Raw genomic sequence first — 25861 nt, 5'->3', positions numbered from 1 at the left:
CGTTGCGCATGTCCCTCACCCAACGTCAACAAGGCGCCATCACGCTGGCCAGCGGCGGGCTTTTGATGGGCACGCTCGGGGTCTTCGTCGAGGAAGCGCGGCTCGGCGCGCTCACGCTCGTATTCTTTCGCTGCCTGTTCGGCTTTCTCTCGCTCGCCGCGTATTGCGCGTGGAAAGGCTTCTTTACGCGCGCGCATTTCACTCGACGCACCGTCACGCTGGCGCTGATTACGGGCGTGCTGATGGTCACGCAGTGGGTCGGTTTCTTCGACGCGATTCATCGCACCAGCATCGCGGTTGCAACCGTGGTGTTTCACGTGCAGCCGTTCTGGGTCGTGCTGATCGGCGCGGCGTTGTTCAACGAGCGGCTCGGCGTGGACCGGCTCGGCTGGATCGCGACCGCTTTCGTGGGACTCGTGCTCGCGTCGGGCGTCGCGGCCACGGAGAATCTACAGGGCCATACGAGCTACCTGATCGGCATCGGCGAAGCACTGGTGGGTTCGGTGCTGTATGCGAGCGTCACGTTGATCGCCAAAGGGCTCGGCAATTTGCGGCCGCATCTGCTGACGCTCGCGCAGTGCGCGGTCGGTGTGGTCTGCCTGCCGTTCATCGCGCCGCTCACTGCCGTGCATATCGGCCCGATGCAGTGGTTCTGGCTGGTCGGCATGGGCGTGCTGCATACGGGGCTGTCGTATGTGCTGATTTACGGCGCGTTGCCCAAGCTGAGCACGCCGATCATCGCCGTGTTGCTGTTCGTGTATCCGCTGACGGCGATCGTGGTCGATGCCGTCGTGTATGGACGGGCGCTGTCGATGCCGCAACTGGCGGGCATGGTGCTGATCGTGGTCGCGAGTCTGGGGGTGAATCTCGGGTGGCCGCTGCTTTCGGTGCTGCGCCCTGGCGGGCGCGTGCGGCGCCAGGTGGATTGAGATGGAAGCAGCGCTAAAAGTCGGCCACTCATGAAGTTCGTGTCACGCCTTATTCATGCGTCGCCGCTGTCAAGGCCAGAAACGCCGTGCCCGGTCGGAAAGACCCCACGGCCCGGTTTCGTATTTTCCGTTGGACCATCATCCACTGGCTCACGAGACAATACGCCACGCGCCTGTAACTGTGCGATTGATCTCGCCAGTCTCAGCGCGTTTTTTGTGGAGCTCAACAGATACAACGTCGTCTCCAGTCCAGTGCTGCGACTTTCGCTCGCTGCTTTCACGAAAACGACGCGGGTCTCGTCAAAACCAGAAGTGTTCGGCTATCGCCCCTACTCGCGGACGTTGACCCCACGCAACAATGCGCAGGGGCAACTCCACCCGCCACTCAGCCAAACGGCCAAACTCACTGCGGTAAAATCTCGCCCTTCGTCTCCGGCGCGAACGGAATCACGAACAGGCCGACGATAAACGCGAGCGCCGTCAACGCCACCGGCACGCCGAGCGTATGCATATGCAGCACCGCCGCGCCGAGCAGAAAGTTGACGCCCGCGCCGACGAACCGCCCGAACGACGTGCAGAACGCGAACGCCGTCGCCCGCACGCGCGTTTCGAACTGCTCCGGCAGCCACAAGCTGAACAGTGCGAAATTGCCGCCGAAGAAACCCAGCACGAAGAGCCACGCGATGAACGGCGCGAGCCCATTGGGCAAGTAAAACGCCCAGCCGAAGCTGCCGACGATCGCCACCGCCATGCCGACGAAGTAGATCGCCAGCGTCTTCTTGCGGCCGATCCGCTCAGCGAGCGGCGGTAACGCGAGACAGCCGAGGATCGTCGCGATGGACAAGAGCCCCGTGGCCAGCGACGCCGTTCTGATCGCATCGTTCCTGGCCATGCCGGCCTTGGTCGCCAGTTGAATCACGGCGGACGGCTCGTACACCGCGCCCGCCCACAGCCCGATGATGGCGATGGTCAGCAGAATGCACGCGACCCAGGTGCGGCGTCGATAAGCCGGTCCCATGATCTCGCGCAAGGGCTTGGTGCGCACGGTGCGCGCCTCGGCCTTCTCCCACTTCTCCGACTCTTTCACCCGCAGCAGGATCAGAATCGCGACCACCACCGGCACCGCACCGGTCAGGAACATCGCGCGCCAGCCGTAATGCACGCCGACCGTGTAATTCAGCGCCGCCGCAAGGAAGAACCCGGCGTAGTAGCCCGTTTGCAGATAACCGGCGCCCATCTTGCGGCGATCCTCCGGCCACGCCTCCGCCACATAGGTCCCGGCCAGCGCCCACTCGCCGCCGATGCCGACCCCTGCAATGAAGCGATAAATACCGAGCTCCCACACGTTGTGCGAAGTCGCCGCGAGTCCCGTGAAAATGGCGAACGTAAAGATGGTGCCGGCCAGCACCTTGGTGCGGCCGAAGCGGTCGGCAAGCGGCCCCCATATGAACGACAGCCCCCACCCGACCAGGAACAGCGCGAACAGGATCGACCCGGCCAGGCCGACGTTCGCCGGCGTCGCCGCATAACCCGAGCGCGGCAGCAGTTCGGTCAAAGCCGGCGTCAACACGAGCGCGTAGATGAACGAGTCCATCCCGTCGAGCGTCCAGCCTGCCCACGCCCCCCAAAAACCTGCGATCTGCGAACGATTGAGCGGCGTGCGGCGCCGCGAGACCGACGTGCGGTCGGTTAGTGAATTCATCATGCTCCTCCGGCCCAACGGTTGGCGTACTTAAGGTTGACGTACTTAACGCGAACGACGAGATGGCGCGTTTGTGATGAACCGAGGTGTCCTCGCACGACCAGTCAGAGGACGCCACGGACAGAGGGCAAAAAAATTTCCGGGTTTGCCCGCCTGTAATTCGCGTCTTTTTATATATAATATTTGATATTATGAGCGACGCAACAAATGGTTTTCCCCTGGACGCCCCGGCGCGCATGCCGCTTTTACCCGCGGCGGCGCCGCGTGAGAGCACGTCCCGCGTGATCGCGGAGGCGCTGCGTGCGGCGATTGTCGACGGAACGCTGGCCCCCGGCGCGCCGCTGCGGCAGGACGCGATCGCGCGGCATTTTTCAGTCAGCGCAATTCCCGTGCGCGAGGCCTTGCGCCAGTTGGAGAGCGAGGGCTGGGCCAAGGCCGCCGTGCACAAGGGCGCGACCGTCGCGCCTTTGTCGGCGGAAGAAGCGCGCGAAATCTACGAGATCCGCTCGGCGCTGGAGAGTCTCGCCATCGGGCTGGCGATTCCTAATCACACGGCCGCCACCTTGCAGGAATCCGTCGCCCTGTGCCGCGCCGCCGAGCTCGAGGCGAACCCGTCGCTGTACGTCGCGCGCAATGCCGCGTTTCATATGAGCCTGTATGCGCCCGCCGGCCGTCCGCAACTCGAGGACATGATCGGCACGCTGCACCGGCGTGGTGAAAGATATCTGCGCTTGAAGTTCGGCTTGCCGTCGTACAAGGGCGAGTCCGACAATGAACACGCCGCCCTGCTCGACGCCGTGCGACGCCGCGACATTCCCGCCGCGCAAAAGCTGGTCGTCGCGCATCTGCTTGGCACGGGCGACCTGCTTTATCGTTTCCTGACCGAACGCGCGCAGGCCGAGGCCGCGCTCGCGAATCAACCCAAGCCGCGCGGCAGACGCCCGCGTGCCACCACCGGGAGCTGAGAGAAGCCGATGAACCAACCCGCCGAAGCCGCTGCGTCCGCAGTTTCAACACCTACCGCCCGTTCGTGGACCACGCGTCGCGACGAAAAGAACCGCCGCCTTGCCGCCATTGCACCCTGGCTCGAAGACGGTGTGCTGCCGCCGGAGCGCATCGTCGATGCGCTCGAAACGCTGATTCAGCCGGGCGACCGCGTCGCTCTCGAAGGCGACAACCAGAAGCAGGCCGACTTCCTGTCGCGTTCGTTCGCCAAGGTCGATCCGCAGAAGATTCACGACGTGCATCTGCTGATTTCGAGCATTGGCCGCCCTGAGCATCTGACGCTGTTCGAGCGCGGCATCGCGCACAAGGTCGACTTTTCGTTTGCCGGGCCGCAGAGCCTGCGGGTCGCGCAATTGCTCGAAGACGGCCAGCTGGAAATCGGTGCGATCTACACGTACGTCGAGTTGTACGCGCGCATGTTCGTCGATCTGACGCCGCACGTCGCGCTGCTGTGCGCCGAAAAGGCCGACCGTCACGGCAATCTCTACACCGGCGCGAATACCGAAGACACACCCACCATCGCCGAGGCCGCCGCCTTCCGTCATGGCATCGTGATCGTGCAGGTCAACGAGATCGTCGACGAACTGCCGCGCGTCGATATTCCGGGTTCATGGGTCGACGTGGTCGTGCAGGCGGACCGGCCGTTCGCCGTCGAGCCGCTGTTCACGCGCGATCCGCGCCATATCGGCGACCTGCAGGTGCTCACCGCCATGATGGTGATTCGCGGCATCTACGAGCCGTACGGCGTGAGCTCGCTGAATCACGGCATTGGTTTCGATACGGCCGCGATCGAATTGCTGCTGCCCACGTACGGCGAATCGCTCGGTCTGAAGGGCAAGATCTGCCGCAACTGGACGCTCAACCCGCATCCCACCATGATTCCGGCGATCGAATCAGGCTGGGTCGACAGCATTCATTGTTTCGGCAGCGAAGTCGGCATGGAGGCGTATATCGAGGCCCGTCCCGACGTGTTCTTCACCGGCAACGACGGCAGCCTGCGCTCGAACCGCGTGCTGTGCCAGCTGGCCGGGCAATACGGCGTCGATCTGTTCATCGGCTCGACCTTGCAGATCGATGCGGACGCGAATTCGTCGACTGTCACCCGCGGGCGTCTCGCCGGTTTCGGCGGTGCGCCGAACATGGGCCACGATCCGCGCGGCCGGCGTCATTCGAGCGAAGCGTGGCTCAAGCTGCTGCGCGATGAGGGTCCGGTGTCGCGTGGCCACAAGCTGGTCGTGCAGATGGCCGAGACCTACAAGAAAGGCGGCGAGCCGACCTTCGTCGATGAACTCGACGCCGTCGCGGTCGGCGCGAAAAGCGGCATGCCGGTCGCACCCGTGATGATCTACGGCGACGACGTCAGCCACGTGGTCACCGAAGAAGGCATCGCGCATCTGCACAAGGCCGAAGGCATCGACGAGCGGCGCGCGGCGATCGCCGCCGTGGCCGGCGTGACGCCGATCGGGCTGCGCGCCAAGCCGGAGAAAACAGCGGAGTTGCGGCGGCGCGGCATCGTCGCGTATCCCGAGGATCTCGGCATCCGGCGCGGCGAGGCCAAGCGCTCGCTGCTGGCGGCACGCAGCATCGACGATCTGGTGACGTGGTCGGGCGGCCTGTACGAACCGCCGGCACGCTTCAGGAGCTGGTGAGCATGGCGCCCGCTGCTTTGCTGGCGCGTGCGCAAGCGCAAGCGCCGTGTGGCCGCGCCGTGCGCGCGACGCCGGCCGATTCGCGCGTCGACGTTGCCGACGGCTCACACGCCACGGCCCGCGCCGCCCATCTCGCGCCCACGCTTTCCGACACACAGTTGGCACGTTATGCCATCACCGCGCTGATCGCCGAAGCCCAACTCACGCCCAAGCCCGCGCTGGTCGACCGGCGCGGCAGCGGCGCGCATCGCGACCTCGATCTCGACACCATGCTGCGCTCGGCGCACGCGCTCGAGCCGACCTTCGCGATGCTTGCCCGCGCGGCGCGCCGCCGCGGCGAACCGTCCGCGTTGCTGCGCGCCGAACTCGCGCAGATCGGCCGCGCCGGCGAACAGGACATGTTGCAAGCAACAAGCGGCAGCAACGCGCATCGCGGCGCGATCTGGATCGTCGGCCTGCTGGTCGCGGGCGCGTCGCTGCCCATCGGCGCCATGCGTCCGAACGCGTCGCAGATCAGCACGCTTGCCGCGCAGATCGCCTGCTTCCCGGATCGCTTCGCCGCGCCGTCCGACAGTCACGGTGAACGCGCGCGTCAACGCTACCAGGTCGGCGGAGCGCGCCGCGAAGCGCAAGACGGCTTCCCGCATGTCGTCGATGTGGGCCTGCCCGCGTTGCTCGCCGCGCGCGAGCGAGGCATCGACGAAAACGCCGCGCGCGTCGACGCCCTGCTCTCGATCATGGCAAAGCTGGACGACACCTGCCTGCTGCATCGCGCGGGCTTGCCCGGTTTGCACGCCGGGCAACACGGCGCGCAACGCGTGCTGGACGCGGGCGGCAGTTCGACGCCCGCGGGCCTTGAAGCGCTCGCCGCGCTCGAACACAACTTGCTATCGCTCAATGCATCGCCCGGCGGCGCAGCCGATCTGCTCGCCGCCACCCTCTTTCTCGACATGCTGGCGCATCACGACGCCGACAGGAGCTCCGACTCATGGAAAATCTGACCTTCGACTATCCGGCGAAACGCGCCGTCACGACCCGCGCGCATGTCGGCGTGGTGGGCTCGGGCGATCTGGAAGTGCTGCTCTCGCCCGCCGATCCGGCTAGCGCACTGACGGCGCACGTCGTCGTGCGCACCAGCGTCGACGGCTACAGCCACATCTGGAAGAGCGTGTTCGACCGCTTTTTCACCCGCTACGACGGCGCCGCGCAAATCGAAATCAACGACTTCGGCGCGACGCCCGGCGTGGTGGCGTTGCGGCTCGCGGAGGCCGTCGAAGCCGCCGAACAGGGAGACGACGCATGAATACGGCTGCGACCGCTCATCCCGCGCCGATGCTGCGCGAGAGTTTCATCGAACTGCCGGCGCGCGAGCGCGCCCGCTCGCTGCTGGATGCGGGCACTTTCCGCGAACTGCTCGGCCCGTTCGACAAGATCGAATCGCCGTGGCTGCCGTTGCAAGGCGTCGTCTGCCAGGCGGATGACGGCTGCGTGATCGCGCGCGGCACCATCGACGGCGAGCCCGCCGTGGTCGCCGCGATCGAGTCTGCGTTCCAGGGCGGCAGCATCGGCGAAGTGTCGGGCAGCAAGATCGCCGCGGCGCTCGAACTGGCCTTGCGCGACTGCGAACGCGGCAAGATCGTGCGGCCGGTCGTGCTCTTCGAAACCGGCGGCGTGCGGCTTCAGGAAGCCAATCTCGGCCTCGCGGTGATCGCGGAGATTCAGGCCGCGATCGTCGCATTGCGGCGGCATGTGCCAGTGGTCGGCGTGATCGCGGGTATGGTCGGCTGCTTCGGCGGCATGTCGCTGGCGGCTGCGTTGTGCTCGTACCTGGTCGTTACGAAGCAAGGGCGGCTCGGCATGAACGGCCCCGAAGTGATCGAACAGGAAGCCGGCATCGACGAGCTCGATGCAAGCGATCGCCGCCGCGTGTGGCAACTGATCGGCGGCGAACAGCGGGCGGCGACCGCGCTCGCCGATCAACTGGTCGACGACGACGCCGACGCGGTGCGCACCGCCGTGCGTTCCGCCTTCGAGCAAGGCGTGCCCGCCGCGCATCGCAGCGAACAGGTCGACGTTTTCCTGAACCGGCTCGCGCAGATCGATCCCGCTAGCGTCACACCGGAATCCATGCGTGACGTGTTCAACCGTCACGGGCAAACCGAATCACGCAAGGAGCAAGCATGAGCGACGCACAACCTAGCCGCGGCGCGCGCTGGTTCCAGGCGCTGGCAGGCGAATCGATCAGCCAGGCGCCTGTGTTGAGCGGCGACGCGCCGCTCGGCGGCGAGACCGCGCATTTCTTCTCAGTCGTGCCCGATCCCGCCAACCGCTTTCCGCGCGCGACCGATAACGTGGTCGGCCTCGAACAGGGCTGGCGGCTCGCGCGCGCCGTGCGCGATGCCGTTGCGCGGGATGAAGCGAGCGGCACGCGCCGCCCGATCGTCGCGATCGTCGACGTGAAAAGCCAGGCGTACGGCTATCGCGAGGAGATGCTCGGTATTCACCTCGCCTGCGCCGCGGCCGTCGACGCCTACGCCGCCGCGCGCGACGCGGGCCATCCGGTGATCGCGCTGATCGTCGGACCGGCCATGTCGGGCGCCTTCCTCGCGCACGGCTACCAGGGCAACCGCATCGTCGCGCTCGACGCGCCCGGCACCATGGTTCACGCGATGGGCAAGGAAGCCGCCGCGCGCGTCACGCGCCGCACGGTCGAAGCGCTCGACGCGCTCGGCGAAACCATCGTGCCGATGTCTTACTCGATGACGTCTTTCGCCAAACTCGGCCTGCTCGACCAGTTGATCGACGGCGTCGATGCCGATGCACCGGACGCCGCGCAGATCGAGCGTGTGCGCCAGGTGTTGAGCGAGCAGATACGCAGCGTGCGCGACGATGGCCGCCGCAATCTCGCGCATCGGCTGGAATCGGCGGCGGCGCAGAAGAATCGCGCGGCGTCGATCGAAGTGCGCCGGCGTCTCGCCGAACAATGGGATGCCGTGTGATGCAAGTGTGTGCCGCGCCGCCGTTTGCAATCGAACACGCATTGTCGTGCGACGCGCGATGGCGGCCGCATGATTTGCTGCGTCTGCAACGCTTGCAAGCATTCGATGGTGAACCGGCGTGGGTGCGCGGGGCTTTCCAGCGCGCGCCGTATGCGGTCGTACGACGCGCGCTGGCGGCCAACGGCTTCGTCGCGATCGGTATGCGCGGTGCCGGGCGGTCGGAGCGCTATGGCACGTGGGCAGCGTCGGCGGATGTGGTGAGCGCCGTGTCGCCGGAAGCGCTCGCTTTTTCATGCACGCCACTCGCCGGGCGCAACGCACTGCCCGCTTTCGCCGCTTTCGCCGCGCTCGCCGCGTTGCAGGAGGACGCGACGGGTCCGTTGAGTGCATTCGTCTGGGGACCGACTGGTAGTGCCGGTTTCGAACTTGCGACACACGTACCGACGGTGACGGCATCGAGCGATCTCGACCTGCTCATCCGCACCCACGACAAACCGCTCGCGCAAGTTCGAGCCGTTGAATTGCTGCGGCATCTGCAAGCGCTGGCGGAACGCATCGGCGTGCGCGTGGACGCGCAGCTCGATACGCCCGCCGGCGGCGTGGCGCTAGCCGAGTGGGCAGCGGGCAAACCGCGCGTGCTGGCACGCCACGAGCGTGGCCCGCAACTGATCGAAAACCCCTGGGCCGCCACGTTTCACGGGGGCGACGCCTGATGCTCGCGCTGCTTTTCCCCGGCCAGGGCGCGCAGACGGATGGCTTCCTGCATCGTCTGCCGGAGCATCATGCGGTGCGCGACACGCTCGAGGAAGCGTCGCAGGTGCTCGGCGTCGATATGCTCACACTGGACACGCCCGACGCCTTGCGCTCGACCGTCGCGGTGCAGATCGGCTTGACGGTCGCGGGCGTGGCGCTCACGCGCGCGCTGGCTGCCGAACGGTTCGTGCCGGAGATCAGCGCGGGCTTATCGGTCGGCGCGTATCCGGCGGCAGTGAGCTGTGGCGCGATTCACTTCGAAGACGCGCTGAAAATGGTTCGCCGCCGGGCCGAATTGATGGAGACTGCGTACCCATCCGGCTACGGTCTCGCCGCGATATCGGGTTTGACCGAGTATCAGGTGGAAACCCTCGCTGCGCGGCATGCCGAAGAAGAACAGCAGCATGTCCATATCGGCAATGTGAACGCGCCGCGCCAGATTGTCATAGCGGGCCCGAATGACGCACTGGACGCCTTCATCAAACGCGCGCTCGCAGCGGGCGCGCGCAAGGCCACTCGCCTCGCGGTGAGTGTGCCGTCGCATTGCGAATTGCTCGCACAAGCCACGGACGAACTGGTCGCCTACGCGAAGGACGTGCCCTTTCACGCGCCGCAAAGCATCTATGTCGGCAATCGCGGTGGCCGTCCGTTGTATACGGCTGACGCGATCCGCAACGACCTCGCGACCAATATCCGCCACACCGTGCGCTGGTTCGACGCGCTTACGGTCATGCAGGAAATGGGCGCACATGTGCTGATTGAAGCGCCACCGGGCCAGGTCTTGACCGACATCGCGCACGAGTACTTTCCTGAAACCGCCGCGCTCGCAGCCAGCACCTTCTCGTTCGATCGACTCGTGGCCACCGCGCGACGGCGTCTGGACGCCGGCTAAACACGCCGCGCGGTGTTTGTCAGCATGCCTCAGCGTTTCTCGATCAACTGCCGCCCCATCGCCTTCGCATACTGATCGCACGCGTTACGCGCGACGCGCGATGCCGCCAGCACGCCGACATCGGCGTCGTCACGGTAATACATCGCGACATCGATCGGCGGCGGCAGCGGACGCACCTGCAATTGCCCCAGTTCGCCGTTGCTTAGATAAGGCTCGACGAATAGCGCGGGCACCGCCGCAATCCCATAGCCGTCGCGCAGCAGTTTCACGATCACCGCGACCGACGGCATGCAGGTCACCTGAGTCTGCGCGAGCGGCACACCGGCGCGTTTTGCGAGCGCCCGCACGATCGCATCGACGGCGACTTGCGGCGCGGTGCCACGGCCGAAGGTCAGCACGGGTTTGCTCAACATCGTTTGCACATGTTTCGCGCGGCTGGCGGGAATCAGATCGCTGCGCGCGATCCAGCGCACGGGATAGCTCGCCAATAAGGTCGACACGATCGACGCCTCATGCTCCCCGGTTTCTTCCACCTGAATCACCAGATCCAGTTCGCCCGCGCGCAAACGCGGCCCGAGTATCGCGCTCGAATCGACGGTGAGATCCACGACGATGCGGTTGTACTCGCGGTTCAACATGCGGATGTAGTCCGGCAGCCAGCTATGCACCACCGTCTCGATCACGCCGAGGCGCAAGCGCGTCGCCACTTGCGTCTCGTCCTGCGCGGCCAGTTGCAGCGAGCGCGTGGCCTGCACCACCGAGCGCGCATGCGCGAGCAGACGCTCGCCATTCGCGGTGAGCTGAAATTCCGCGGCATCGCGCTCGATCAACTCGACGCCCAACTCCGCTTCGAGCGTTTTGATGCGCAGCGAAATCGCCGCGGGCGTCGCGTGCATGGCGGTGGCGGTCGCGCGAAAACTGCCCAGACGGGCAAGCGTCAGAAACGTTTCGACGAAGCGGGTATTCATTGCAGGTTCTCTCAACAGCGGCGGGATGGACGCGATCATCGCCGCAAACCGGCTGCGGCGCTGTTAAGTTTAATTTAACGAAACGCAATAAAAACTCGCTGGATGGATATTTTTGACGTTACTAATCTGGGTTGCATCACAGAGCTTTTCAGCCAACGCGATCTACCTGGAGTCGAGCAGTCCATGTCCTACACGCCGTCCGAGTTTCGTCAGCAGATACGCAGCCGCCGCCTGTCCGGCCCCACTGCGGGCTATTGCGGCGACTATGCGCAAGCCAACCTCGCCATCCTGCCCAAACAACACGCCGACGATTTCCTGCGCTTCTGCACGCTCAATCCGAAAGCCTGTCCGCTGCTGGGCATCGGCGAACCGGGCGAGTGGCGCGTGCCCGCGCTCGGCGCCGATCTCGACATCCGCAACGACGTGCCGGCGTTTTATGTGTACCGGCATGGCGAGCGCGCCGAGGAAGTGCGCAGTCTCGACGAATTGTGGCGCGACGATCTGGTGGTGTTCGCGATCGGTTGCTCGTTTTCCTTCGAAGAAATGCTGCGGCGAGAAGGCATCGCGCTGCGGCATATCGAACAGCAGGTCAATGTGCCGATGTATCGCACACACGAGCGCAATGTGGCGGCCGGCGTATTCGGCGGCAACCGCGTCGTCTCGATGCGGCCGATGAAAGCCGCCGACGCCATCCGCGCGATCCAGATCACCAGCCGCTTTCCCGCCGTGCACGGTGCGCCGGTTCATATCGGCGATCCGTCGCTGATCGGCATTCGCGATCTGGCGCGTCCCGATTTCGGCGACGCCGTCGAAGTGCGCAGCGACGAGTTGCCCGTGTTCTGGGCTTGCGGCGTCACACCGCAAGCCGCCATCGAAAGCGCGCGTCTGCCGTTCGCGATTGCGCACAAGCCGGGGCACATGCTCGTCACCGACATTCCCAACACCACGCTGGCGGTGCTGTAGCCGCGGCGTTTGCCCCCATCACCAGCCGCGCGACGAGACGCGGCCAACGACGACCGGAGTGCAAGCATGGAAACCGAAGCGCAGTTGACCGCCGATGCCGGGCATTCCGACGCGGCCGGATCAGGAAAAGGCCCGTTCGCGTGGTATCGGCAGATCTCCGCCAGTGAGAAGCGCGCCTTCTGGAGTTGCAAGATCGGCTACGTGCTCGATGCCATGGACACGCAGTTCCTGAGCTTCGTGATTCCGACGCTGATCGCGACGTGGGGCATCACGCGCGGCGACGCCGGTCTGATCGGCACGGTCACGCTGCTGAGTTCTGCGCTCGGCGGCTGGGCTGCCGGCGTGTTGTCGGATCGCATCGGCCGGGTCAAGACACTGCAGATCACGATTCTCTGGTTCGCGGTCTTCACGCTGGCTTGCGCGCTGGCGCAGAATTTCTCGCAACTGCTGTGGGCGCGCGGGCTGATGGGCCTCGGCTTCGGCGGCGAGTGGACGGCCGGAGCGGTGCTGATCGGCGAAGTCATCCGTGCGCGCGATCGCGGCAAGGCGGTGGGACTCGTGCAGGCGGGCTGGGCGATCGGCTGGGGTATCTCGACGCTGCTCTTCATGGCCGTGTTCTCGCTGGTGCCGGCCGATTACGCGTGGCGCGTGCTGTTCGCGATCGGCATTGCGCCGGCGCCATTCGTGATCTGGATCCGCCGCTTCGTCGACGAACCCGAAGTGCATCGGCAGCAGAAAGCGGCGCAGGCCGCCACGCAAACGCGCACCTCGCTGCTCGATATTTTCCGTGGCGAGATTCTGTGGACGACGCTGCGCGCGTCCGTGCTGGCAACCGGCGTGCAAGGCGGCTACTACGCGGTGACCACCTGGCTGCCGACGTATCTGAAGACCGAACGGCATCTGAGCGTGATCGGCACCGGCAGCTATCTGGGCGTGGTGATCATCGGTTCGTATTGCGGCTACCTGACGGGCGCTTATGTCAGCGACAGAATCGGCCGCAAGCGCGCCTTCATCGCGTTCGCACTGGCGTCGTGCGCGATTGCGCTGATCTACACGCAACTGCCGCTCGACAATCTCTCGATGCTCGTGCTCGGTTTCCCCCTCGGCTTCTGCGCGTCCGGCATTTTCTCGGGCATGGGCGCGTTCCTCACCGAACTGTTCCCCACGCGGATTCGCGGCTCCGGTCAGGGCTTCTGCTACAACTTCGGGCGGGCGGTCGGCGCGACGTTTCCGTTCCTGATCGGCTACGTCTCGCAGACGATGACGCTCGGCCACGCGATCGGCGTGTTCGCAGCGGCGGCGTATGGTGTCGTGATCCTCGCCGCGCTGACGTTGCCTGAAACCAGAGGACGGCAACTCAGCGCGTGAGCCGCCGCTGCGCGCGTGTTCAAGCCTGCTCAGGCGCGCGCCCGATCACATGCGAATCCGACGCCGCCGATCCGTCCGCGTGCCCGCGTTCCCGTCCCGCGGTCACGACCGCGCCGGTGCCACCCGGACGCCCCACCGATTTGGCGTGACGCTCGATCAGCCGTTGCAACAGGCAGAACGCGCACAGCAAGGCACCGATCACAATGCGGGTCCACCACGAACTGAGCGTGCCGTCGAACGTGATCAGCGCCTGGATCGTGCCGAGAATACCGACGCCGAACAGCGAGCCGATCACATAGCCGACGCCGCCCGTCAGCAGCGTGCCGCCGATCACGGTCGCGGCGATCGCATCGAGCTCCATGCCCTGCCCTTGCAAACCGTAGCCTGACAACACATAGAACGTGAAGACCGCGCCGCCGAGCGCCGAGCAGAAGCCGCTCAGTGCATACACGCCGATGCGTGTGTGCGCGACCGGCAAGCCCATCAGCAAAGCCGAGCGCGCGTTGCCGCCGATCGCGTAAACGTTGCGCCCGAACCGCGTGAAGTGCGCCACATAGATCGCCGCCAGCAGCGTGACGAACGCGATCAGCACATTCGCCGTCACCGAGCCGACGCCGATGTCGAGACGAAACGCCGAAATCTTCTGGAACGTCGGATCGGTGATGGTGATCGACTGCGTCGTGATCAGAAAGCACAAGCCGCGCGCGAAGAACATGCCGGCCAGCGTGACGATAAACGCCTGCAAGCGGAAGAAGTGAATCAACGCGCCCTGCACCGCGCCGAACACGGTGCCCATCAGCAGCACGATCGGCAGGATCACCCAGACCGGCCAATGCAGATGTTCGGACAGCACCGCTTCGACGATGGTCGTCAGCGCGACGACCGACCCCACCGACAGGTCGATGCCGCCGGACACGATCACGAACGTCATGCCGATCGCCACGATCAGCAGGAACGCGTTATCGACCAGCAGATCGAGGAGCACTTGCCACGAGAAGAACCCGGTGTACATCACCGAGCCGAATCCGAACAGCGCGCAGAACAGCAGGATCGTAACGGCAATCGGCAAGGTGCGCGGATCGACGATATGAGCCCAGGCTTCGAGGATGCGTCTCATCGCGCCACCCTCCGTTGCGTGACAAGCGATAGACCGAGCGCACGCGCCGACGGCGACTGGATCACGCTCACCGCAAGCACCACGGCCGCCTTGACGACGAGCGTGGCTTCCGGCGGCACGCCGATCGAATACGTGGTGTAGGTCAGCGTCTGAATGATCAGCGCGCCCAGCACCGTGCCCGCGAGACTGAAGCGGCCGCCGAGCAGCGACGTGCCGCCAAGTGTCACCGCGAGGATCGCGTCGAGTTCGAGCAGCAGGCCGGCGTTGTTGCCGTCGGCGCTGCGCACGTTCGAGCTGATGAGAATGCCCGCCATCGCCGCGGTCAGTCCCGAGAAGCCGTACACCGCGAAGACGAGCGCTTTGGATCGCAAGCCGACCAGACGCGTGGCGACCGGATTGACGCCGATCGCGCGAATGAACAGCCCGAGCGCCGTGCCTTCGACGAGCGCGGCGGTCGCCAGCACCGCCACCGTGGCGATCCACACCGAGCACGGCACGCCGAGCCAGTAGCCGCCGCCCACGAACAGATAGCCCGGCGCGCCGATCGGAATGATCTGCCCTGCCGTCAGCAATTGCGCGATGCCCCGGCCGGCCACCATCAGGATCAAGGTGGCGATGATCGGTTGCATGCCGACGAAGGACACCAGCAAACCGTTCCACATGCCGCTCAGCACGCCGACGATCAACGCCGCGATCAGCGCCTGTGCGATCAGGCCGCTCGATGCTTCTGGCTGCGTTGCCAGTATCGTGGCGGCGGCCGCGCCCGCGATCGCCACCACGGCGCCCACCGAAATGTCGATGCCGCGCGTCGCGATCACGAGTGTCATGCCGGTGGCGACAAGCACCAGCGGTGCAGCGCGATTCAGCACATCGATCGGCGCGCCGAACAGATGGCCGTCGAGCATGCGCAGCGACAGAAAATGCGGATTGACCCACAAGTTCAACCCGCACAACAACACCAACGTGACGCAAGGCCAGATCAACGGCCGCTCGGCGCCGTCGCGCACGAACCAGTTCGATAGCTTCATTCGCCGCTCCCCGCGATGAGTCGATAGATGTTGTCCTCGTTCGACGCTTTACCGGCCACTTCGGCGATCTTGCGACGGTCGCGCAACACCGCCACGCGATGGCTCACGCGCAGCACCTCGCTGATTTCCGACGAAATGAACAGGATGCTCAAGCCGCTCGCGCACAGCGCCAGCAGACGATCCATGATGTCGAACTTGGCCGCGACGTCGATGCCGCGTGTCGGCTCGTCGAGAATCAGCAGCTTGGGATCGGTGGCGAGCCAGCGCGCCAGCAGCGCTTTCTGCTGATTGCCGCCGGACAGCAGGCCGATCGGCTGTTCCGCATCCGCGGCCTTGATGCCGAGCCGCTCGATCCATAGATCAGCCAGTTCGCGCGCGCGTTGCCGGTTAATCTTGCGCCACCAGCCACGCCGCGCCTGCAACGCCAGCAGGATGTTCTCGCGGATCGACAGTTCGGCGACGATGCCTTCTTTCTTGCGGTCTTCCGCGCAATAGCCTATGCCGTGGCGCACCGCATCGCGCGGCGAACGCAGCCGCACGGGGCGGCCTTCCACCAGAATGGTGCCGCTGTCGGCGCGGTCGGCTCCGAACAACAGCCGCGCGGTTTCCGTGCGGCCCGAGCCGAGCAAACCGGCAAGGCCGAGGATCTGACCCGGCTGCACGTCGAGGTCGATCGGCTGCATCGTGCCGCGCCGTCCGACGCCGCGCAGTTCGATGAATGGCTGGACGGTCTGCGCGACTTGTTTTTCATGCGTGTCGTGTCCTTCGTGGGCGGCTTCACGCAAACGTGCGCTCATGCGCTCGTGGCCGACCATCTTCGATACCAGTTGATCGGCCGGCAGATCGCGCGCGAGATACTCGCCTTCGCGCTCGCCGTTGCGCATCACCGTAATGCGATCGGAGATGGCATACGTCTGCTCGATGAAATGTGTGACGAACAGAATCGCAATGCCCGATTGCTTAAGATGTCGAAGTATTTTGAAAAGCTGGCTGACTTCGCCGTCGTCGAGGCTCGAGGTCGGCTCGTCGAGAATCAGCACACGCGCGTCGACGGAAAGCGCCCTCGCGATGGCCACCATCTGCTGCACGGCGATCGGATAGGCATCGAGCGAACGGGTGACGTCGAGCGTCACGTCGAGGCGCGCCAGCGCGGCTTGAGCCCGTCGCTTGATGTCGGGCCAGTCGATTGCGCCGAAGCGTCTCGGTTGCCGGCCCGCGAAAATGTTCTCCGCTACCGAGAGATTCGGGCACAGGTTCACTTCCTGATACAGCGTGCGCACGCCGGCCGCTTCCGCTTCCTGCGGCGAGGCGAACGCCACGACCTCGCCACCGAGGCGAATCGTGCCGGCGTCCGGCGCGACGACGCCGGTGAGCACGTTGATCAAAGTGGATTTGCCCGCGCCGTTCTGCCCCATCAGCGTATGAATCTCGCCGGGGAACAGGCGGAAATCGACCCGCTGCAGCGCCTTCACACCCGGGAACGTCTTGCTGACGCCGGCGGTGGCGAGAATCGGTTCGACAGTGTTCGTGGTGCCGTCGGCATGGGTTGCCGCGGCGCCGGTGATTCCGGTGGCGGCTTGGGCGTTGCCGGTGCCGCCAGCCGGCGGATTCGGTTCGGAAGCGGGATGCGTCATAGGCCTCGCTCGATCGGCGGTGCGTGGTTCGGCGGTCTCCAGCAGCCTCCAGCCGGCATTGCGCGGAAAAGAGGCCGCCCGCTACCCAAGCAGACGGACGGCCAGGCACCACTGGAGAAACCTTTTTTCGTGTGTCGGTACTGCGCTTCCCTGTCGCACGCTGTTCCGTGCGTCTATGTCCGCTTATTACAGTCAGGAAGCCTTATCAATTGCCGTCAATACTTGCGCGTCGGCAGTGTCTGCGCGGCGACGCTCATCGGAAAGACCGTCTCTTCCGTCAGGATACGTTTGGGCAGCGGCTTGCCGGCCACCACATCCTTCACGGCCGACATCAATTGCGGCCCGAGCAGCGGACTGCACTCCACATCGACGTTCATCTTGCCCGCGGCCATCGCCTGGAAGCCGCCCTTGGTCGCATCGAACGAAACGACGATGACGTCCTTGCCCGGATGCATGCCGGCCTCTTCCATCGCCTGGATGGCGCCGAGCGCCATATCGTCGTTATGCGCATAAACTACATTTATTTTATTTCCATATGTCTTTATAAACGCTTCCATGACCTGCTTGCCGCCGGCCAGCGTGAAGTCACCACTTTGCGAGGCAATGATCTTGAATTTGGGATCGTTCTTGATCACCTCGAGAAGACCCGAGTGCCGGTCGTTGGCAGGCGCGGATCCGACCGTTCCCTGAAGTTCAGCGATGTTGACGGGGCCTTGGTCGTTTTTATAGTGATCCGCGAGCCAATGACCACCGCGCCGCCCTTCTTCCATGAAGTCCGAGCCGATCATCGTCACGTAGAGCGAGGTGTCTTTCACGTCGATGTTGCGATCGGTGAGAATTACCGGAATCTTCGCGGCTTTAGCCTCGCGTAGCACCGGTTCCCAGCCCGACTCGACGACCGGCGAAAACGCAATCACGTCGACTTTCTGCGCGATGTAGGAACGGATCGCCTTGATCTGGTTTTCCTGCTTCTGCTGCGCGTCGGAGAATTTGAGCTTGATCTTCGCCTCGGCCGCAGCGGACTTGACCGATTCGGTGTTGGCGGTTCGCCATGCGCTTTCCGCGCCGACTTGCGCGAAGCCCAGCGTGATCTGTTTGTCCTGCGCGTAAGCGCCCGGCGTGGTCAGCGTCAGCGCACCAAAGCCCGCGCAGAGTGCGAGCGCGCCCAACGCACGACATGCGGCGCGTCGTGTATTCGCCATGACTGTCTCCTGATCGTTGTTGTGTAGGCGACCCATCGAATCCGCCCAGCCGTTGCGGCCCTCACGGTGCGTGGATCGTGATGTAGCGTAGTGTGTAGGGCGTTAACCGTCCAATCATATGATTCGCGTCGGCGATATCAATTTTGGTATAGCGGGCGGTGGCGGTTGTGGCGTGGACGTGGGATGAGGTGTTGGCGTGGGTGGGGTGCGTTGGTTGGCTCGGCGATGCGCCTGGCGCTTTTTTATGCGCTTACGTGCTCGGCGGCTTGTTCGGCTTGTTCGGCTTGCTCGGCGACGCGGCGCCGCCGCCCAACACGCGACCCATCAGCGGACACTCGCGCGCGGCGTCACCCATCGAAACGTCAGATTGATCCGCTCGCCCGCCACGCGCGGCTCCTTCGGCACCCGATGCCGCCAATCCGCTTGCGTGTTGCCCTTCATCACCAGCAAGCTGCCACCCTTCAGCGAAAAAGACTGCACGACGCCGGTCTTGTTATGCCGCAGATCGAACGTGCGTGCGACACCCAGGCTCACCGAGGCGATCAGCGGCTGTGCGCCGAGTTCGGGCTCGCGGTCCGCATGCCAACCCATGCTGTCGGTGCCGCTGCGGTAGCGGTTGATCAGCACGCTATTAAAATGCGCGTTGCAAATAGACTCCACGGCGGACTTCAGCTCGGCGACGGTCGGCGTCCACGCTTGTGGCACGTTGCGAATACCCGAGTAGACATAGACGGCGTCAGGCTCGCCTTGCCAGGCGGTCAGCCGCGGCAGCGGCACGCGGCCGGCCGGCGTGCCCATCATGTCCTGACGCCATTCGACTTCGTCGATGAGTTGCGTCAAGGCCCGTGCCGCCCTTTCAGGCGGCAGCCAGTCGGGATACCAGTCGACGTCGGGCGCCGGCAGAGCATCGGAAAAATCCGCAAAGAGATCCGTCATGAGATTGCCTGAGTACGATCGCGCGCTCAATGCGCGACCGGAAAGAACCTTGGCTATTATGGCGGCAACGACGGCGACGCTCCTACGCACGGCTTGCGGTTTGATCCGGCGCCGTCCTTTCCAATTCACACACCACCTTCAAGGAACAATCAAATGATTCTTTCCGACCAGGCGCTCGATCAGCTTTTCCGCGAAGCGCGCACGCATAACGGCTGGCAGCAAAAACCTGTCGACGACGCCGTGCTCAAACAACTCATCGAACTCGTGCTGCTCGGCCCCACCTCGGCCAATTCCAGCCCGGGCCGCTTTGTCTTCGTCAAAACGCAGGAGGGCAAGGAGAAGCTGCGCCCGGCTTTGTCGCCAGGCAATCTGGAGAAGACGATGGCAGCGCCGGTCACGGCGATCGTCGGGATGGACATGGAGTTTTACGAGCACCTGCCGAAGCTGTTTCCGCACGCCGATGCGCGCAGCTGGTTTGCCGGTAACGACAAGGCGATCGCCGACACGGCATTTCGCAATTCGACGCTGCAAGGCGGCTACCTGATTCTCGCCGCCCGCGCGCTCGGCCTGGACACGGGTGCGATGTCGGGTTTCGACGCCGCCAAGGTCGACGAAGCGTTCTTTGCCGGCACGACCGTAAAGTCGAACTTCCTGATCAATCTGGGCTACGGCGACCCCTCGAAACTGTTCCCGCGCAGCCCGCGCTTCGCTTTCGACGAGGCCGCGCGGATCGTCTGATCCACGGCGCCCGATCTGCTGTTGAGAGCGGTCAACTCAAGATCGCCACGTAGAACACCACGGCGCCGATCAACGCGCCAATGAAGCAGAAGCCCTCTTCGGCGTCGTCGCCGTTGGACCGAACCCAGGCCCCGACGACGCCGAACAATCCCGCGATACCCAGAGCGACACTGAGCATCACGACATAGAACAGCGCGCTTTTGCCCAACTCGGAAAAATCGATGTTGCGCACGCCGAAGTACACGCCGATCGCCATCACCGAAATGACGACGAGCGGCAGCATGACATGGCTGCCCTCGTGTCCGACGTGATGCGCATGGTGCGCGTGGCGGAACGGGTTGCCTGATCTGAGCAGCTTCATGTGCGCCTCCTGCTTCGCCTTCCGGCGGCGACAAAACGAACCGCTAAGCGGACTGCGACGGCTTCATTGTGGCCCTCGCCCTGGCTTTAATACAAGCCGGTTCTATTTGAGAATAGTCCACGCTCGGACACAATTCAAAGCCCATTTAATTCGACCGTATCAGCCGGCTGGACGGCCTGCATACAACAGCGTGGATTGCTGCAATGCAGTAACGTGCGAACACCTTCAGAGGTAAGCGGTCTGGCGTGCCGACATCGAATTTGGCGCCGCCGGCACGCGCTTGCACATCTCGGTAGAATGGATCGGCTCGTCGGCCATGGCATTGCCGCGGCCGACGAGCCGCCGCCGCTCCTCCGCTTGTGCCGGCCCCTTCCCGCCTTGATCTTCTCTATGCGCCGCTCATCGTTTCTTGTTCGCATCATCCTGATTGGCATCCTCCTGCACATTTACGTGGGCTTGCGTCTGATTCCCGACATGCCGATCGATACCACCGGCCGCTGGCTGTGCGCGTTGTGGCTCGTGCTGTCGATCTTTCTGATTCCGCTCGGCATGCTCGCGCGCACGATCAAACAACAACCGCTCGGCGACCGACTCGCATGGGTCGGCCTGCTGGCGATGGGGTTCTTCTCCTCGCTGCTGGTCCTGACTTTCGCGCGCGACCTCGTGCTCGCGTCGCTTCTGACCGTCGACGCAATCTGGCCGAACACCGTCGCCATCGCACACTGGCGAACCGGCTCAGCGGCGGCTGTGCCGTTGCTCGCCCTGCTCTCCACGCTCGTCGGCCTGTTCAACGCTCGCCGCCGCGCCAAGGTGGTGACGATCGAAGTGCCGATCGACGATTTGCCCGCCGCGCTCGACGGCTTCACGATCGTGCAGATCAGCGATATTCACGTCGGCCCGACCATCAAACGCCGCTATGTCGACGCAATCGTCGACGCGGTGAATCGCCTCAAGCCGGATCTGATCGCTGTCACCGGCGATATCGTCGATGGCAGCGTGCCGCAACTGACCAAACATACGCAGCCGCTGTCACGGTTGAGCGCGCGCCATGGCGCTTTTCTCGTTACAGGCAATCACGAGTATTACGCCGGCGCCAACGCCTGGATCGACGAATTCCGACGCCTGGGACTGAACGTCCTGCTGAACGAGCACGTGATCGTGGATCACGACGGCGCACGCGCCGTGATTGCCGGCGTCACCGATTATTCAGCGGGCCATCACGACCCGGCGCACCGCAGCGATCCGGTCGCCGCGCTGGCCGGCGCGCCTGGCGACGTGCTGATCAAGGTGCTACTCGCCCACCAGCCGCGCTCAGCGGAAGCCGCAGCAGCAGCCGGTTTCACGCTGCAGCTATCCGGCCACACGCATGGCGGCCAGTTCTTCCCGTGGAATTTCTTCGTGCGCTTTCAGCAGCCGTTCACCGCCGGTCTCGCGCGGCTGAACGGACTCTGGGTGTACACGAGCCGCGGCACCGGCTACTGGGGACCGCCGAAGCGTCTGGGCGCGCCGTCCGAAATCACGCGCTTGCGCCTCGTACCCGGCGAGCCCGATTAAGCTCCGACGAAGGCGCCCGTTACTGCGCGGGCGCCACGGCCACGCTGACTTGCGGCGCGAACGCCACCACCACTTGCATACCCGGCGTCACGCCGGTGATCTTCGCCGGATCGCGGCCCTGGATATGGAACACGGACCCATTCGGGCCTTTGAGCGCCATGATGCCGGAAGCATGGTCGATGGCCTCGACGTGAGCGGTCACGCTCTGAGCCGTGTTCGACTGCGCGACGTGAGCCGCCGCCGCTTGACCGTCCACACCCTGCGTGACGCTGATCACGGCATTGCGCATCATGCGGATGTGAACTTTGCCCCCTTGCTTGATCTGCGCAAGATTGCGCGTGTCGGTGATGTTGAACGACGCTTCGCCACCTTGTGCGTCGAGCACAGTGACCGAATGGTTGGCCTGATCGACTGATTTCACGACGCCGTCCGCCTGCAGCGTGCTGCTGCCTTCAAACGGTGCCGGCAGACCTGCGGCCGACGATACGAGTGGAGCGGCAGCGATCAACGCGCCGGCGATGAAGCCAAGAGCTTTACCTTTCATATATTCCTCAGTTCGGATGGGCGGCGGAAACAACGACGTCGTGCGGATCGCGCGCCGTCTGAAGGATGCGAGAGCAAAAAACGCGGAATTGAGCGCCAAGGCCGTGCGAGGTGTTCCGAGTGATGCAGACAGTGTGTTTTCCGGGATGAACATCGTCAATATTCGGAGTCCGTATTTATGTGGGAATAGCTCCCCTATCAGCTCAGAAACTTCCCCAAAGAAAGCGTGCAACTGATTCGCCGCCGCGCCTGATCACGGCTTGACTTAACTTTGCAGAGGCGCCTAAAATCCGCCCAGTTCATCTACCCGGAATCACGATCTTGGACAGTAGCTGCAGTACCTGTCGAGCTTCGATTCGCCCGAACGCCTGATCAGCAAGATTTCCGCGCCAGTCTTTATCTGTCGCCGTCTTGCCTTCGGGCCGGCGGTGCACGTCGTTGATACCCGCTTTCTACCAGCGAAATTGCCAGTGAAGTCGCAGTGAGGCGCCGCATGGCCTGATGCCGTGCCGACGTTGCTCGCCTTTCAGCGCTGCGAGTCTTCGTTCGCGCTGCGTTGCGCCGTGCCTGAACGCGCCCGCGTCCCATCGAGGCGGACGTTTCGCTGTCACGCGTACGGTTCACACTGTGCGATTTCGCGCCTCAACCTTGCTTACCGATGACAATTGAATTCGTCTGGCGGCTTCTCGCCGCCTTCGCCTGTGGCGTCGCGATCGGCCTCGAACGACAGATACGTCAGCGCAATGCAGGCCTGCGCACCATCACGCTGGTCGCGAGCGGCGCGTGCCTGTTCGTCACGCTCGGCGTACTGACCGGCAACGGCACGGCGGGCATCACCCAGATCGCCGCGTATGTGGTCTCCGGCGTCGGCTTTCTCGGCGGCGGGGTAATCATGCGCGACAAGGGTTCCATTCAGGGGATCAACACCGCGGCGACCTTGTGGTGCTCGGCCGCGGTGGGCGTTTTGTGCGGCGCGGGCCATTACGGCCCGGCGCTAGCCGGCACCCTGGTCGTGCTGTTGACCAATACCGTGCTGCGCGAAGTCAGCCGTACGATCAACGCGACGCCGGTATCGAACGCCGACCTCGTCCGCGAATACGTGTTGACAATCGTCTGCCGGGAAGCCGACGAGATTCACATTCGTACCGCCGTTTCCAACTCCATGTATTCGACGCCGCTGTCGTTTCAAAGCCTGACGAGCGAGGACGTTGAAAACGACCCAGGACGCATTCGCGTTACTGCAACGTTGAAGATGCATCCCAAGGATCAGTCGAAGCTCGAACAGATGGCCAGCCGCATCAGCATGGAAAAGAGCGTCTCCAGCGTCAGTTGGACGGCCAGAGAAGCGGAGCCGACGCCCGAGTAAGCGTCACGCGTAAGTCCCCCATCTGCGCGCGCATCGTCTACACTTGATCTGCAATAGATTCAGACAATGTTAATTCCGCGTCCTGAATATGGACTGTCCCATAACCATCGACTAAGCTCTGTCACCGTGAATTTTTCACACTCAACTAGGGAGTCTCGATTATGGAACACGGCATCATTGCATGGCTCATCATCGGCGCGATCGCTGGCTGGCTGGCAGGCGTGCTCGTCAAGGGCGGCGGCTTCGGCCTGATCGTCGACATCATCGTCGGGATTGTCGGCGCGTTCATCGGCGGCTGGCTCGCCGGCGTGCTGCATATTTCGCTGGGCGGCGGCTGGATCGGCTCGATCATCACGGCGGTGATCGGCGCGGTCATTCTATTGTTTCTTATCCGGCTCGTCCGACGAGGCGCCTGAGCGTAGCATCTGATGTCTTACGGCGTCAGGGGCGAACGCCACCTGACGCCGGCTTGAGCTGACTACCCGCGTTTAAAGCTTCGTCTCCACCGCCGGCAACATCGAGCCGGTATCACGCAGCCGCGTATGCCAGGCGAAAGCCTGATCCAACTGATGCGGCGTTTGCCCGCCTCCCTTCAATGCTTGCCCGTAGTAGTCGCGCAACAGATCGCGATACAGCGGATGCACGCAATTCTCGATGATCAGCGTGGCGCGTTCCCGCGGCGCGAGGCCGCGCAAATCGGCGAGCCCCTGCTCCGTCACGACCACGTCCACGTCGTGTTCGTTGTGATCGCAATGCGGCACCATCGGCACGATGCTCGAAATGCGGCCGCCCTTTGCCATCGACTTGGTCGCGAAGATCGCGCACGACGCGTTGCGCGCGAAGTCGCCCGAACCGCCGATGCCGTTCATCATGTGCGTGCCGCCCACGTGAGTCGAATTCACGTTGCCGTAGATGTCGAATTCGAGCGCGGTATTCAACGCGATCAGACCGAGCCGGCGAATCACTTCTGGATAGTTGCTGACTTCTTGCGGACGCAGCACGAGACGATCGCGATAGCGTTCGAGTTCGCCGAACACCTGCGCCTGGCGCGCGGCCGACAACGTAATCGACGCACCGGAGGCGAACGTCACCTTGCCGGCATCCAGCAGATCGAAGGTCGAATCCTGCAGCACTTCTGAATAAATTTCGAAGGCGTCGAAAGGCGAATCCACGAAACCGGCCAGCACGGCATTGGCAATCGTGCCGATGCCGGCTTGCAATGGCGGCAAGCGCTTCGGCATGCGTCCGCGCGATACTTCGTGCTGGAAAAACTCAATCAGATGACCTGCAATCGATTCGGTCTCGGCATCCGCCGGCAGCACCGTGGATGAACTGTCCGCCATATCAGTGATGACGATCGCCGCGATTTTTTCGAGCGGAATCTCGATGGCAGGCGCACCGACCCGGTCTTGCGGACGGACGATCGGCAGCGGCTCGCGGTTCGGCCTGCGGCCCGGAATCCAGATGTCGTGCAGCCCTTCGAGCGCGAGCGGCTGAGCGAGATTGATTTCGACGATGACCTTGTCGGCGAGAATTGCGAAGCTCGCCGAATTGCCGACCGACGTGGTCGGCACGATGCCGCCGGTCTCGGTGATCGCGGTGGCTTCGATAATGGCGATGTCGAGTTTGCCGAGCTGGTTCGCGCGCAGCATCTCGACCGTTTCAGACAGATGCTGATCGACGAACATGACTTCGCCGCGGTTGATGGCGTCGCGAAGCGTCTTGTCCACTTGAAACGGCAAGCGGCGAGCCAGCACGTGCGCCTCGGTGAGCGTGCGGTCCACATCGTGACCGAGCGATGCGCCGGTCATCAACGTAATGCGCAGCGGCTTGCCTTCCTGGCGCGCGCGCTCGGCAAGCGCAACGGGGACGGCTTTGGCATCGCCCGCGCGCGTGAAGCCGCTGGCGCCGACACACATGCCATCCTGAATCAGAAGCGCCGCCTCGGCGGCTGAAGTGATTTTTGCGCGCAACTCAGCGCAGCGAATCCGGTCTTGGTACATGAAACTGAGTCTCTCCATAGTCACCAGTCCAGTCTACTGGTGCGCACGTCTATGGTGTGCTTCGCTCAGCAGCCGGATTGTCGCACCCGCCGCGGCGTGACAAAGGACGGCGTCGCGGCCAGGTGCTGCGTCGCGTTGAACGTTCGCGACA

Annotated in this window: 25 protein-coding genes; 15 read left to right on the top strand and 10 right to left on the bottom strand. The window is 64.2% G+C overall.

What is annotated here, in order from left to right; translation table 11 throughout:
• The first annotated feature begins 8 nt into the window (after positions 1 to 8).
• A complete protein-coding gene (locus B0G74_RS40410) occupies positions 9 to 929 on the top strand; it encodes a DMT family transporter (RefSeq protein ID WP_132382769.1) in 921 nt (306 codons plus the stop codon).
• Between the two features lie 403 nt (positions 930 to 1332).
• Here the strand turns inward: B0G74_RS40410 and B0G74_RS40405 are convergent, their stop codons facing one another.
• Complete coding sequence (locus tag B0G74_RS40405; protein ID WP_207915793.1) at positions 1333 to 2631, bottom strand: MFS transporter; 1299 nt, start codon at positions 2629 to 2631, stop codon at positions 1333 to 1335.
• 191 nt (positions 2632 to 2822) lie between these two features.
• On the opposite strand from B0G74_RS40405, the gene B0G74_RS40400 reads away from it, so the two are divergent.
• Genes B0G74_RS40400 through mdcH form a run of 8 tightly spaced genes read left to right on the top strand, consistent with a single transcriptional unit; the run spans position 2823 to position 9929 of the window.
• Positions 2823 to 3596: a GntR family transcriptional regulator gene (locus tag B0G74_RS40400; protein ID WP_132383295.1), complete on the top strand. Its 774-nt coding sequence runs from the start codon at positions 2823 to 2825 to the stop codon at positions 3594 to 3596.
• A gap of 9 nt (positions 3597 to 3605) precedes the next feature.
• Complete coding sequence (gene mdcA, locus B0G74_RS40395; RefSeq protein ID WP_132382765.1) at positions 3606 to 5285, top strand: malonate decarboxylase subunit alpha; 1680 nt, start codon at positions 3606 to 3608, stop codon at positions 5283 to 5285.
• A 2-nt stretch (positions 5286 to 5287) separates the two neighbouring features.
• Positions 5288 to 6286, top strand: a complete 999-nt coding sequence (locus tag B0G74_RS40390; RefSeq protein ID WP_132382763.1) for a triphosphoribosyl-dephospho-CoA synthase — start codon at positions 5288 to 5290, stop codon at positions 6284 to 6286.
• Positions 6274 to 6588 (top strand): malonate decarboxylase subunit delta, encoded by a 315-nt coding sequence (locus B0G74_RS40385; RefSeq protein ID WP_132382761.1) that lies wholly within the window; start codon positions 6274 to 6276, stop codon positions 6586 to 6588. Before B0G74_RS40390 ends, B0G74_RS40385 begins: the two co-directional genes overlap by 13 nt.
• Positions 6585 to 7469, top strand: coding sequence for a biotin-independent malonate decarboxylase subunit beta (locus tag B0G74_RS40380; protein WP_132382759.1), 885 nt, complete (start codon positions 6585 to 6587; stop codon positions 7467 to 7469). Before B0G74_RS40385 ends, B0G74_RS40380 begins: the two co-directional genes overlap by 4 nt.
• Positions 7466 to 8284 (top strand): biotin-independent malonate decarboxylase subunit gamma, encoded by an 819-nt coding sequence (gene mdcE, locus B0G74_RS40375; protein ID WP_132382757.1) that lies wholly within the window; start codon positions 7466 to 7468, stop codon positions 8282 to 8284. The genes B0G74_RS40380 and mdcE overlap by 4 nt, the downstream gene beginning before the upstream one ends.
• The gene (locus tag B0G74_RS40370; RefSeq protein ID WP_132382755.1) at positions 8284 to 8997 is read left to right on the top strand and encodes a malonate decarboxylase holo-ACP synthase; all 714 of its coding nucleotides are present in this window, start codon (positions 8284 to 8286) and stop codon (positions 8995 to 8997) included. The genes mdcE and B0G74_RS40370 overlap by 1 nt, the downstream gene beginning before the upstream one ends.
• On the top strand, positions 8997 to 9929 hold the full coding sequence (gene mdcH / locus B0G74_RS40365; RefSeq protein ID WP_132382753.1) for a malonate decarboxylase subunit epsilon: 933 nt from the start codon (positions 8997 to 8999) through the stop codon (positions 9927 to 9929). The genes B0G74_RS40370 and mdcH overlap by 1 nt, the downstream gene beginning before the upstream one ends.
• Positions 9930 to 9958: 29 nt before the next feature.
• Here mdcH and B0G74_RS40360 read toward each other — a convergent pair whose 3' ends face one another.
• The gene (locus B0G74_RS40360) at positions 9959 to 10897 is read right to left on the bottom strand and encodes a LysR family transcriptional regulator (RefSeq protein WP_132382751.1); all 939 of its coding nucleotides are present in this window, start codon (positions 10895 to 10897) and stop codon (positions 9959 to 9961) included.
• Between the two features lie 183 nt (positions 10898 to 11080).
• Here B0G74_RS40360 and B0G74_RS40355 point away from each other — a divergent pair, with 183 nt between their 5' ends.
• The gene (locus B0G74_RS40355; RefSeq protein ID WP_132382749.1) at positions 11081 to 11860 is read left to right on the top strand and encodes a putative hydro-lyase; all 780 of its coding nucleotides are present in this window, start codon (positions 11081 to 11083) and stop codon (positions 11858 to 11860) included.
• 66 nt (positions 11861 to 11926) lie between these two features.
• A complete protein-coding gene (locus B0G74_RS40350; RefSeq protein WP_132382747.1) occupies positions 11927 to 13228 on the top strand; it encodes an MFS transporter in 1302 nt (433 codons plus the stop codon).
• Positions 13229 to 13247: 19 nt separating this feature from the next.
• Here B0G74_RS40350 and yjfF read toward each other — a convergent pair whose 3' ends face one another.
• The 5 genes from yjfF to B0G74_RS40325 form a co-directional block, all read right to left on the bottom strand.
• A complete protein-coding gene (gene yjfF, locus B0G74_RS40345; RefSeq protein WP_132382745.1) occupies positions 13248 to 14345 on the bottom strand; it encodes a galactofuranose ABC transporter, permease protein YjfF in 1098 nt (365 codons plus the stop codon).
• Positions 14342 to 15373, bottom strand: a complete 1032-nt coding sequence (locus B0G74_RS40340; protein ID WP_132382743.1) for an ABC transporter permease — start codon at positions 15371 to 15373, stop codon at positions 14342 to 14344. Before B0G74_RS40340 ends, yjfF begins: the two co-directional genes overlap by 4 nt.
• Positions 15370 to 17007, bottom strand: coding sequence for a sugar ABC transporter ATP-binding protein (locus tag B0G74_RS40335; protein ID WP_132382741.1), 1638 nt, complete (start codon positions 17005 to 17007; stop codon positions 15370 to 15372). Before B0G74_RS40335 ends, B0G74_RS40340 begins: the two co-directional genes overlap by 4 nt.
• Positions 17008 to 17222: 215 nt before the next feature.
• A complete protein-coding gene (locus B0G74_RS40330) occupies positions 17223 to 18209 on the bottom strand; it encodes an ABC transporter substrate-binding protein (protein WP_132382739.1) in 987 nt (328 codons plus the stop codon).
• A gap of 324 nt (positions 18210 to 18533) precedes the next feature.
• Positions 18534 to 19145 carry an alpha-ketoglutarate-dependent dioxygenase AlkB gene (locus tag B0G74_RS40325; protein WP_132382737.1) on the bottom strand — a complete coding sequence of 204 codons (612 nt, stop codon included), beginning with the start codon at positions 19143 to 19145 and terminating at the stop codon, positions 18534 to 18536.
• Positions 19146 to 19298: 153 nt separating this feature from the next.
• Between B0G74_RS40325 and B0G74_RS40320 the strand changes: the two genes are divergently transcribed.
• The gene (locus B0G74_RS40320; RefSeq protein WP_132382735.1) at positions 19299 to 19883 is read left to right on the top strand and encodes a malonic semialdehyde reductase; all 585 of its coding nucleotides are present in this window, start codon (positions 19299 to 19301) and stop codon (positions 19881 to 19883) included.
• A 31-nt stretch (positions 19884 to 19914) separates the two neighbouring features.
• On the opposite strand, the gene B0G74_RS40315 is transcribed toward B0G74_RS40320, so the two are convergent.
• Positions 19915 to 20244 (bottom strand): hypothetical protein, encoded by a 330-nt coding sequence (locus B0G74_RS40315; RefSeq protein WP_132382733.1) that lies wholly within the window; start codon positions 20242 to 20244, stop codon positions 19915 to 19917.
• Between the two features lie 390 nt (positions 20245 to 20634).
• Here B0G74_RS40315 and B0G74_RS40310 point away from each other — a divergent pair, with 390 nt between their 5' ends.
• Complete coding sequence (locus tag B0G74_RS40310; protein ID WP_132382731.1) at positions 20635 to 21798, top strand: metallophosphoesterase; 1164 nt, start codon at positions 20635 to 20637, stop codon at positions 21796 to 21798.
• A gap of 19 nt (positions 21799 to 21817) precedes the next feature.
• Here B0G74_RS40310 and B0G74_RS40305 read toward each other — a convergent pair whose 3' ends face one another.
• Positions 21818 to 22342 carry a hypothetical protein gene (locus tag B0G74_RS40305; RefSeq protein WP_132382729.1) on the bottom strand — a complete coding sequence of 175 codons (525 nt, stop codon included), beginning with the start codon at positions 22340 to 22342 and terminating at the stop codon, positions 21818 to 21820.
• A gap of 657 nt (positions 22343 to 22999) precedes the next feature.
• On the opposite strand from B0G74_RS40305, the gene B0G74_RS40300 reads away from it, so the two are divergent.
• Positions 23000 to 23707, top strand: coding sequence for an MgtC/SapB family protein (locus B0G74_RS40300; protein WP_106311959.1), 708 nt, complete (start codon positions 23000 to 23002; stop codon positions 23705 to 23707).
• 161 nt (positions 23708 to 23868) lie between these two features.
• The gene (locus tag B0G74_RS40295) at positions 23869 to 24123 is read left to right on the top strand and encodes a GlsB/YeaQ/YmgE family stress response membrane protein (RefSeq protein WP_105509570.1); all 255 of its coding nucleotides are present in this window, start codon (positions 23869 to 23871) and stop codon (positions 24121 to 24123) included.
• Between the two features lie 72 nt (positions 24124 to 24195).
• Here B0G74_RS40295 and B0G74_RS40290 read toward each other — a convergent pair whose 3' ends face one another.
• A complete protein-coding gene (locus B0G74_RS40290; RefSeq protein WP_132382727.1) occupies positions 24196 to 25710 on the bottom strand; it encodes an acetyl-CoA hydrolase/transferase family protein in 1515 nt (504 codons plus the stop codon).
• Positions 25711 to 25861 lie beyond the last annotated feature (151 nt).

The sequence above is a fragment of the Paraburkholderia sp. BL9I2N2 genome, from assembly GCF_004339745.1.
In the GTDB taxonomy this organism is placed as follows: Bacteria; Pseudomonadota; Gammaproteobacteria; order Burkholderiales; family Burkholderiaceae; genus Paraburkholderia.
The sequence above is the reverse complement of the archived record's forward strand: the minus strand, read 5'-3'. Positions and strand labels throughout refer to the sequence as shown.

What these genes read in the sequence shown, in the direction of transcription:
- B0G74_RS40410 (WP_132382769.1), top strand. Translation starts at nt 9, where the DNA reads ATGTCCCTCACCCAACGTCAACAAGGCGCCATCACGCTGGCCAGCGGC.
- B0G74_RS40405 (WP_207915793.1), bottom strand. Translation starts at nt 2,631, where the DNA reads ATGAATTCACTAACCGACCGCACGTCGGTCTCGCGGCGCCGCACGCCG.
- B0G74_RS40400 (WP_132383295.1), top strand. Translation starts at nt 2,823, where the DNA reads ATGAGCGACGCAACAAATGGTTTTCCCCTGGACGCCCCGGCGCGCATG.
- mdcA (WP_132382765.1), top strand. Translation starts at nt 3,606, where the DNA reads ATGAACCAACCCGCCGAAGCCGCTGCGTCCGCAGTTTCAACACCTACC.
- B0G74_RS40390 (WP_132382763.1), top strand. Translation starts at nt 5,288, where the DNA reads ATGGCGCCCGCTGCTTTGCTGGCGCGTGCGCAAGCGCAAGCGCCGTGT.
- B0G74_RS40385 (WP_132382761.1), top strand. Translation starts at nt 6,274, where the DNA reads ATGGAAAATCTGACCTTCGACTATCCGGCGAAACGCGCCGTCACGACC.
- B0G74_RS40380 (WP_132382759.1), top strand. Translation starts at nt 6,585, where the DNA reads ATGAATACGGCTGCGACCGCTCATCCCGCGCCGATGCTGCGCGAGAGT.
- mdcE (WP_132382757.1), top strand. Translation starts at nt 7,466, where the DNA reads ATGAGCGACGCACAACCTAGCCGCGGCGCGCGCTGGTTCCAGGCGCTG.
- B0G74_RS40370 (WP_132382755.1), top strand. Translation starts at nt 8,284, where the DNA reads ATGCAAGTGTGTGCCGCGCCGCCGTTTGCAATCGAACACGCATTGTCG.
- mdcH (WP_132382753.1), top strand. Translation starts at nt 8,997, where the DNA reads ATGCTCGCGCTGCTTTTCCCCGGCCAGGGCGCGCAGACGGATGGCTTC.
- B0G74_RS40360 (WP_132382751.1), bottom strand. Translation starts at nt 10,897, where the DNA reads ATGAATACCCGCTTCGTCGAAACGTTTCTGACGCTTGCCCGTCTGGGC.
- B0G74_RS40355 (WP_132382749.1), top strand. Translation starts at nt 11,081, where the DNA reads ATGTCCTACACGCCGTCCGAGTTTCGTCAGCAGATACGCAGCCGCCGC.
- B0G74_RS40350 (WP_132382747.1), top strand. Translation starts at nt 11,927, where the DNA reads ATGGAAACCGAAGCGCAGTTGACCGCCGATGCCGGGCATTCCGACGCG.
- yjfF (WP_132382745.1), bottom strand. Translation starts at nt 14,345, where the DNA reads ATGAGACGCATCCTCGAAGCCTGGGCTCATATCGTCGATCCGCGCACC.
- B0G74_RS40340 (WP_132382743.1), bottom strand. Translation starts at nt 15,373, where the DNA reads ATGAAGCTATCGAACTGGTTCGTGCGCGACGGCGCCGAGCGGCCGTTG.
- B0G74_RS40335 (WP_132382741.1), bottom strand. Translation starts at nt 17,007, where the DNA reads ATGACGCATCCCGCTTCCGAACCGAATCCGCCGGCTGGCGGCACCGGC.
- B0G74_RS40330 (WP_132382739.1), bottom strand. Translation starts at nt 18,209, where the DNA reads ATGGCGAATACACGACGCGCCGCATGTCGTGCGTTGGGCGCGCTCGCA.
- B0G74_RS40325 (WP_132382737.1), bottom strand. Translation starts at nt 19,145, where the DNA reads ATGACGGATCTCTTTGCGGATTTTTCCGATGCTCTGCCGGCGCCCGAC.
- B0G74_RS40320 (WP_132382735.1), top strand. Translation starts at nt 19,299, where the DNA reads ATGATTCTTTCCGACCAGGCGCTCGATCAGCTTTTCCGCGAAGCGCGC.
- B0G74_RS40315 (WP_132382733.1), bottom strand. Translation starts at nt 20,244, where the DNA reads ATGAAGCTGCTCAGATCAGGCAACCCGTTCCGCCACGCGCACCATGCG.
- B0G74_RS40310 (WP_132382731.1), top strand. Translation starts at nt 20,635, where the DNA reads ATGCGCCGCTCATCGTTTCTTGTTCGCATCATCCTGATTGGCATCCTC.
- B0G74_RS40305 (WP_132382729.1), bottom strand. Translation starts at nt 22,342, where the DNA reads ATGAAAGGTAAAGCTCTTGGCTTCATCGCCGGCGCGTTGATCGCTGCC.
- B0G74_RS40300 (WP_106311959.1), top strand. Translation starts at nt 23,000, where the DNA reads ATGACAATTGAATTCGTCTGGCGGCTTCTCGCCGCCTTCGCCTGTGGC.
- B0G74_RS40295 (WP_105509570.1), top strand. Translation starts at nt 23,869, where the DNA reads ATGGAACACGGCATCATTGCATGGCTCATCATCGGCGCGATCGCTGGC.
- B0G74_RS40290 (WP_132382727.1), bottom strand. Translation starts at nt 25,710, where the DNA reads ATGTACCAAGACCGGATTCGCTGCGCTGAGTTGCGCGCAAAAATCACT.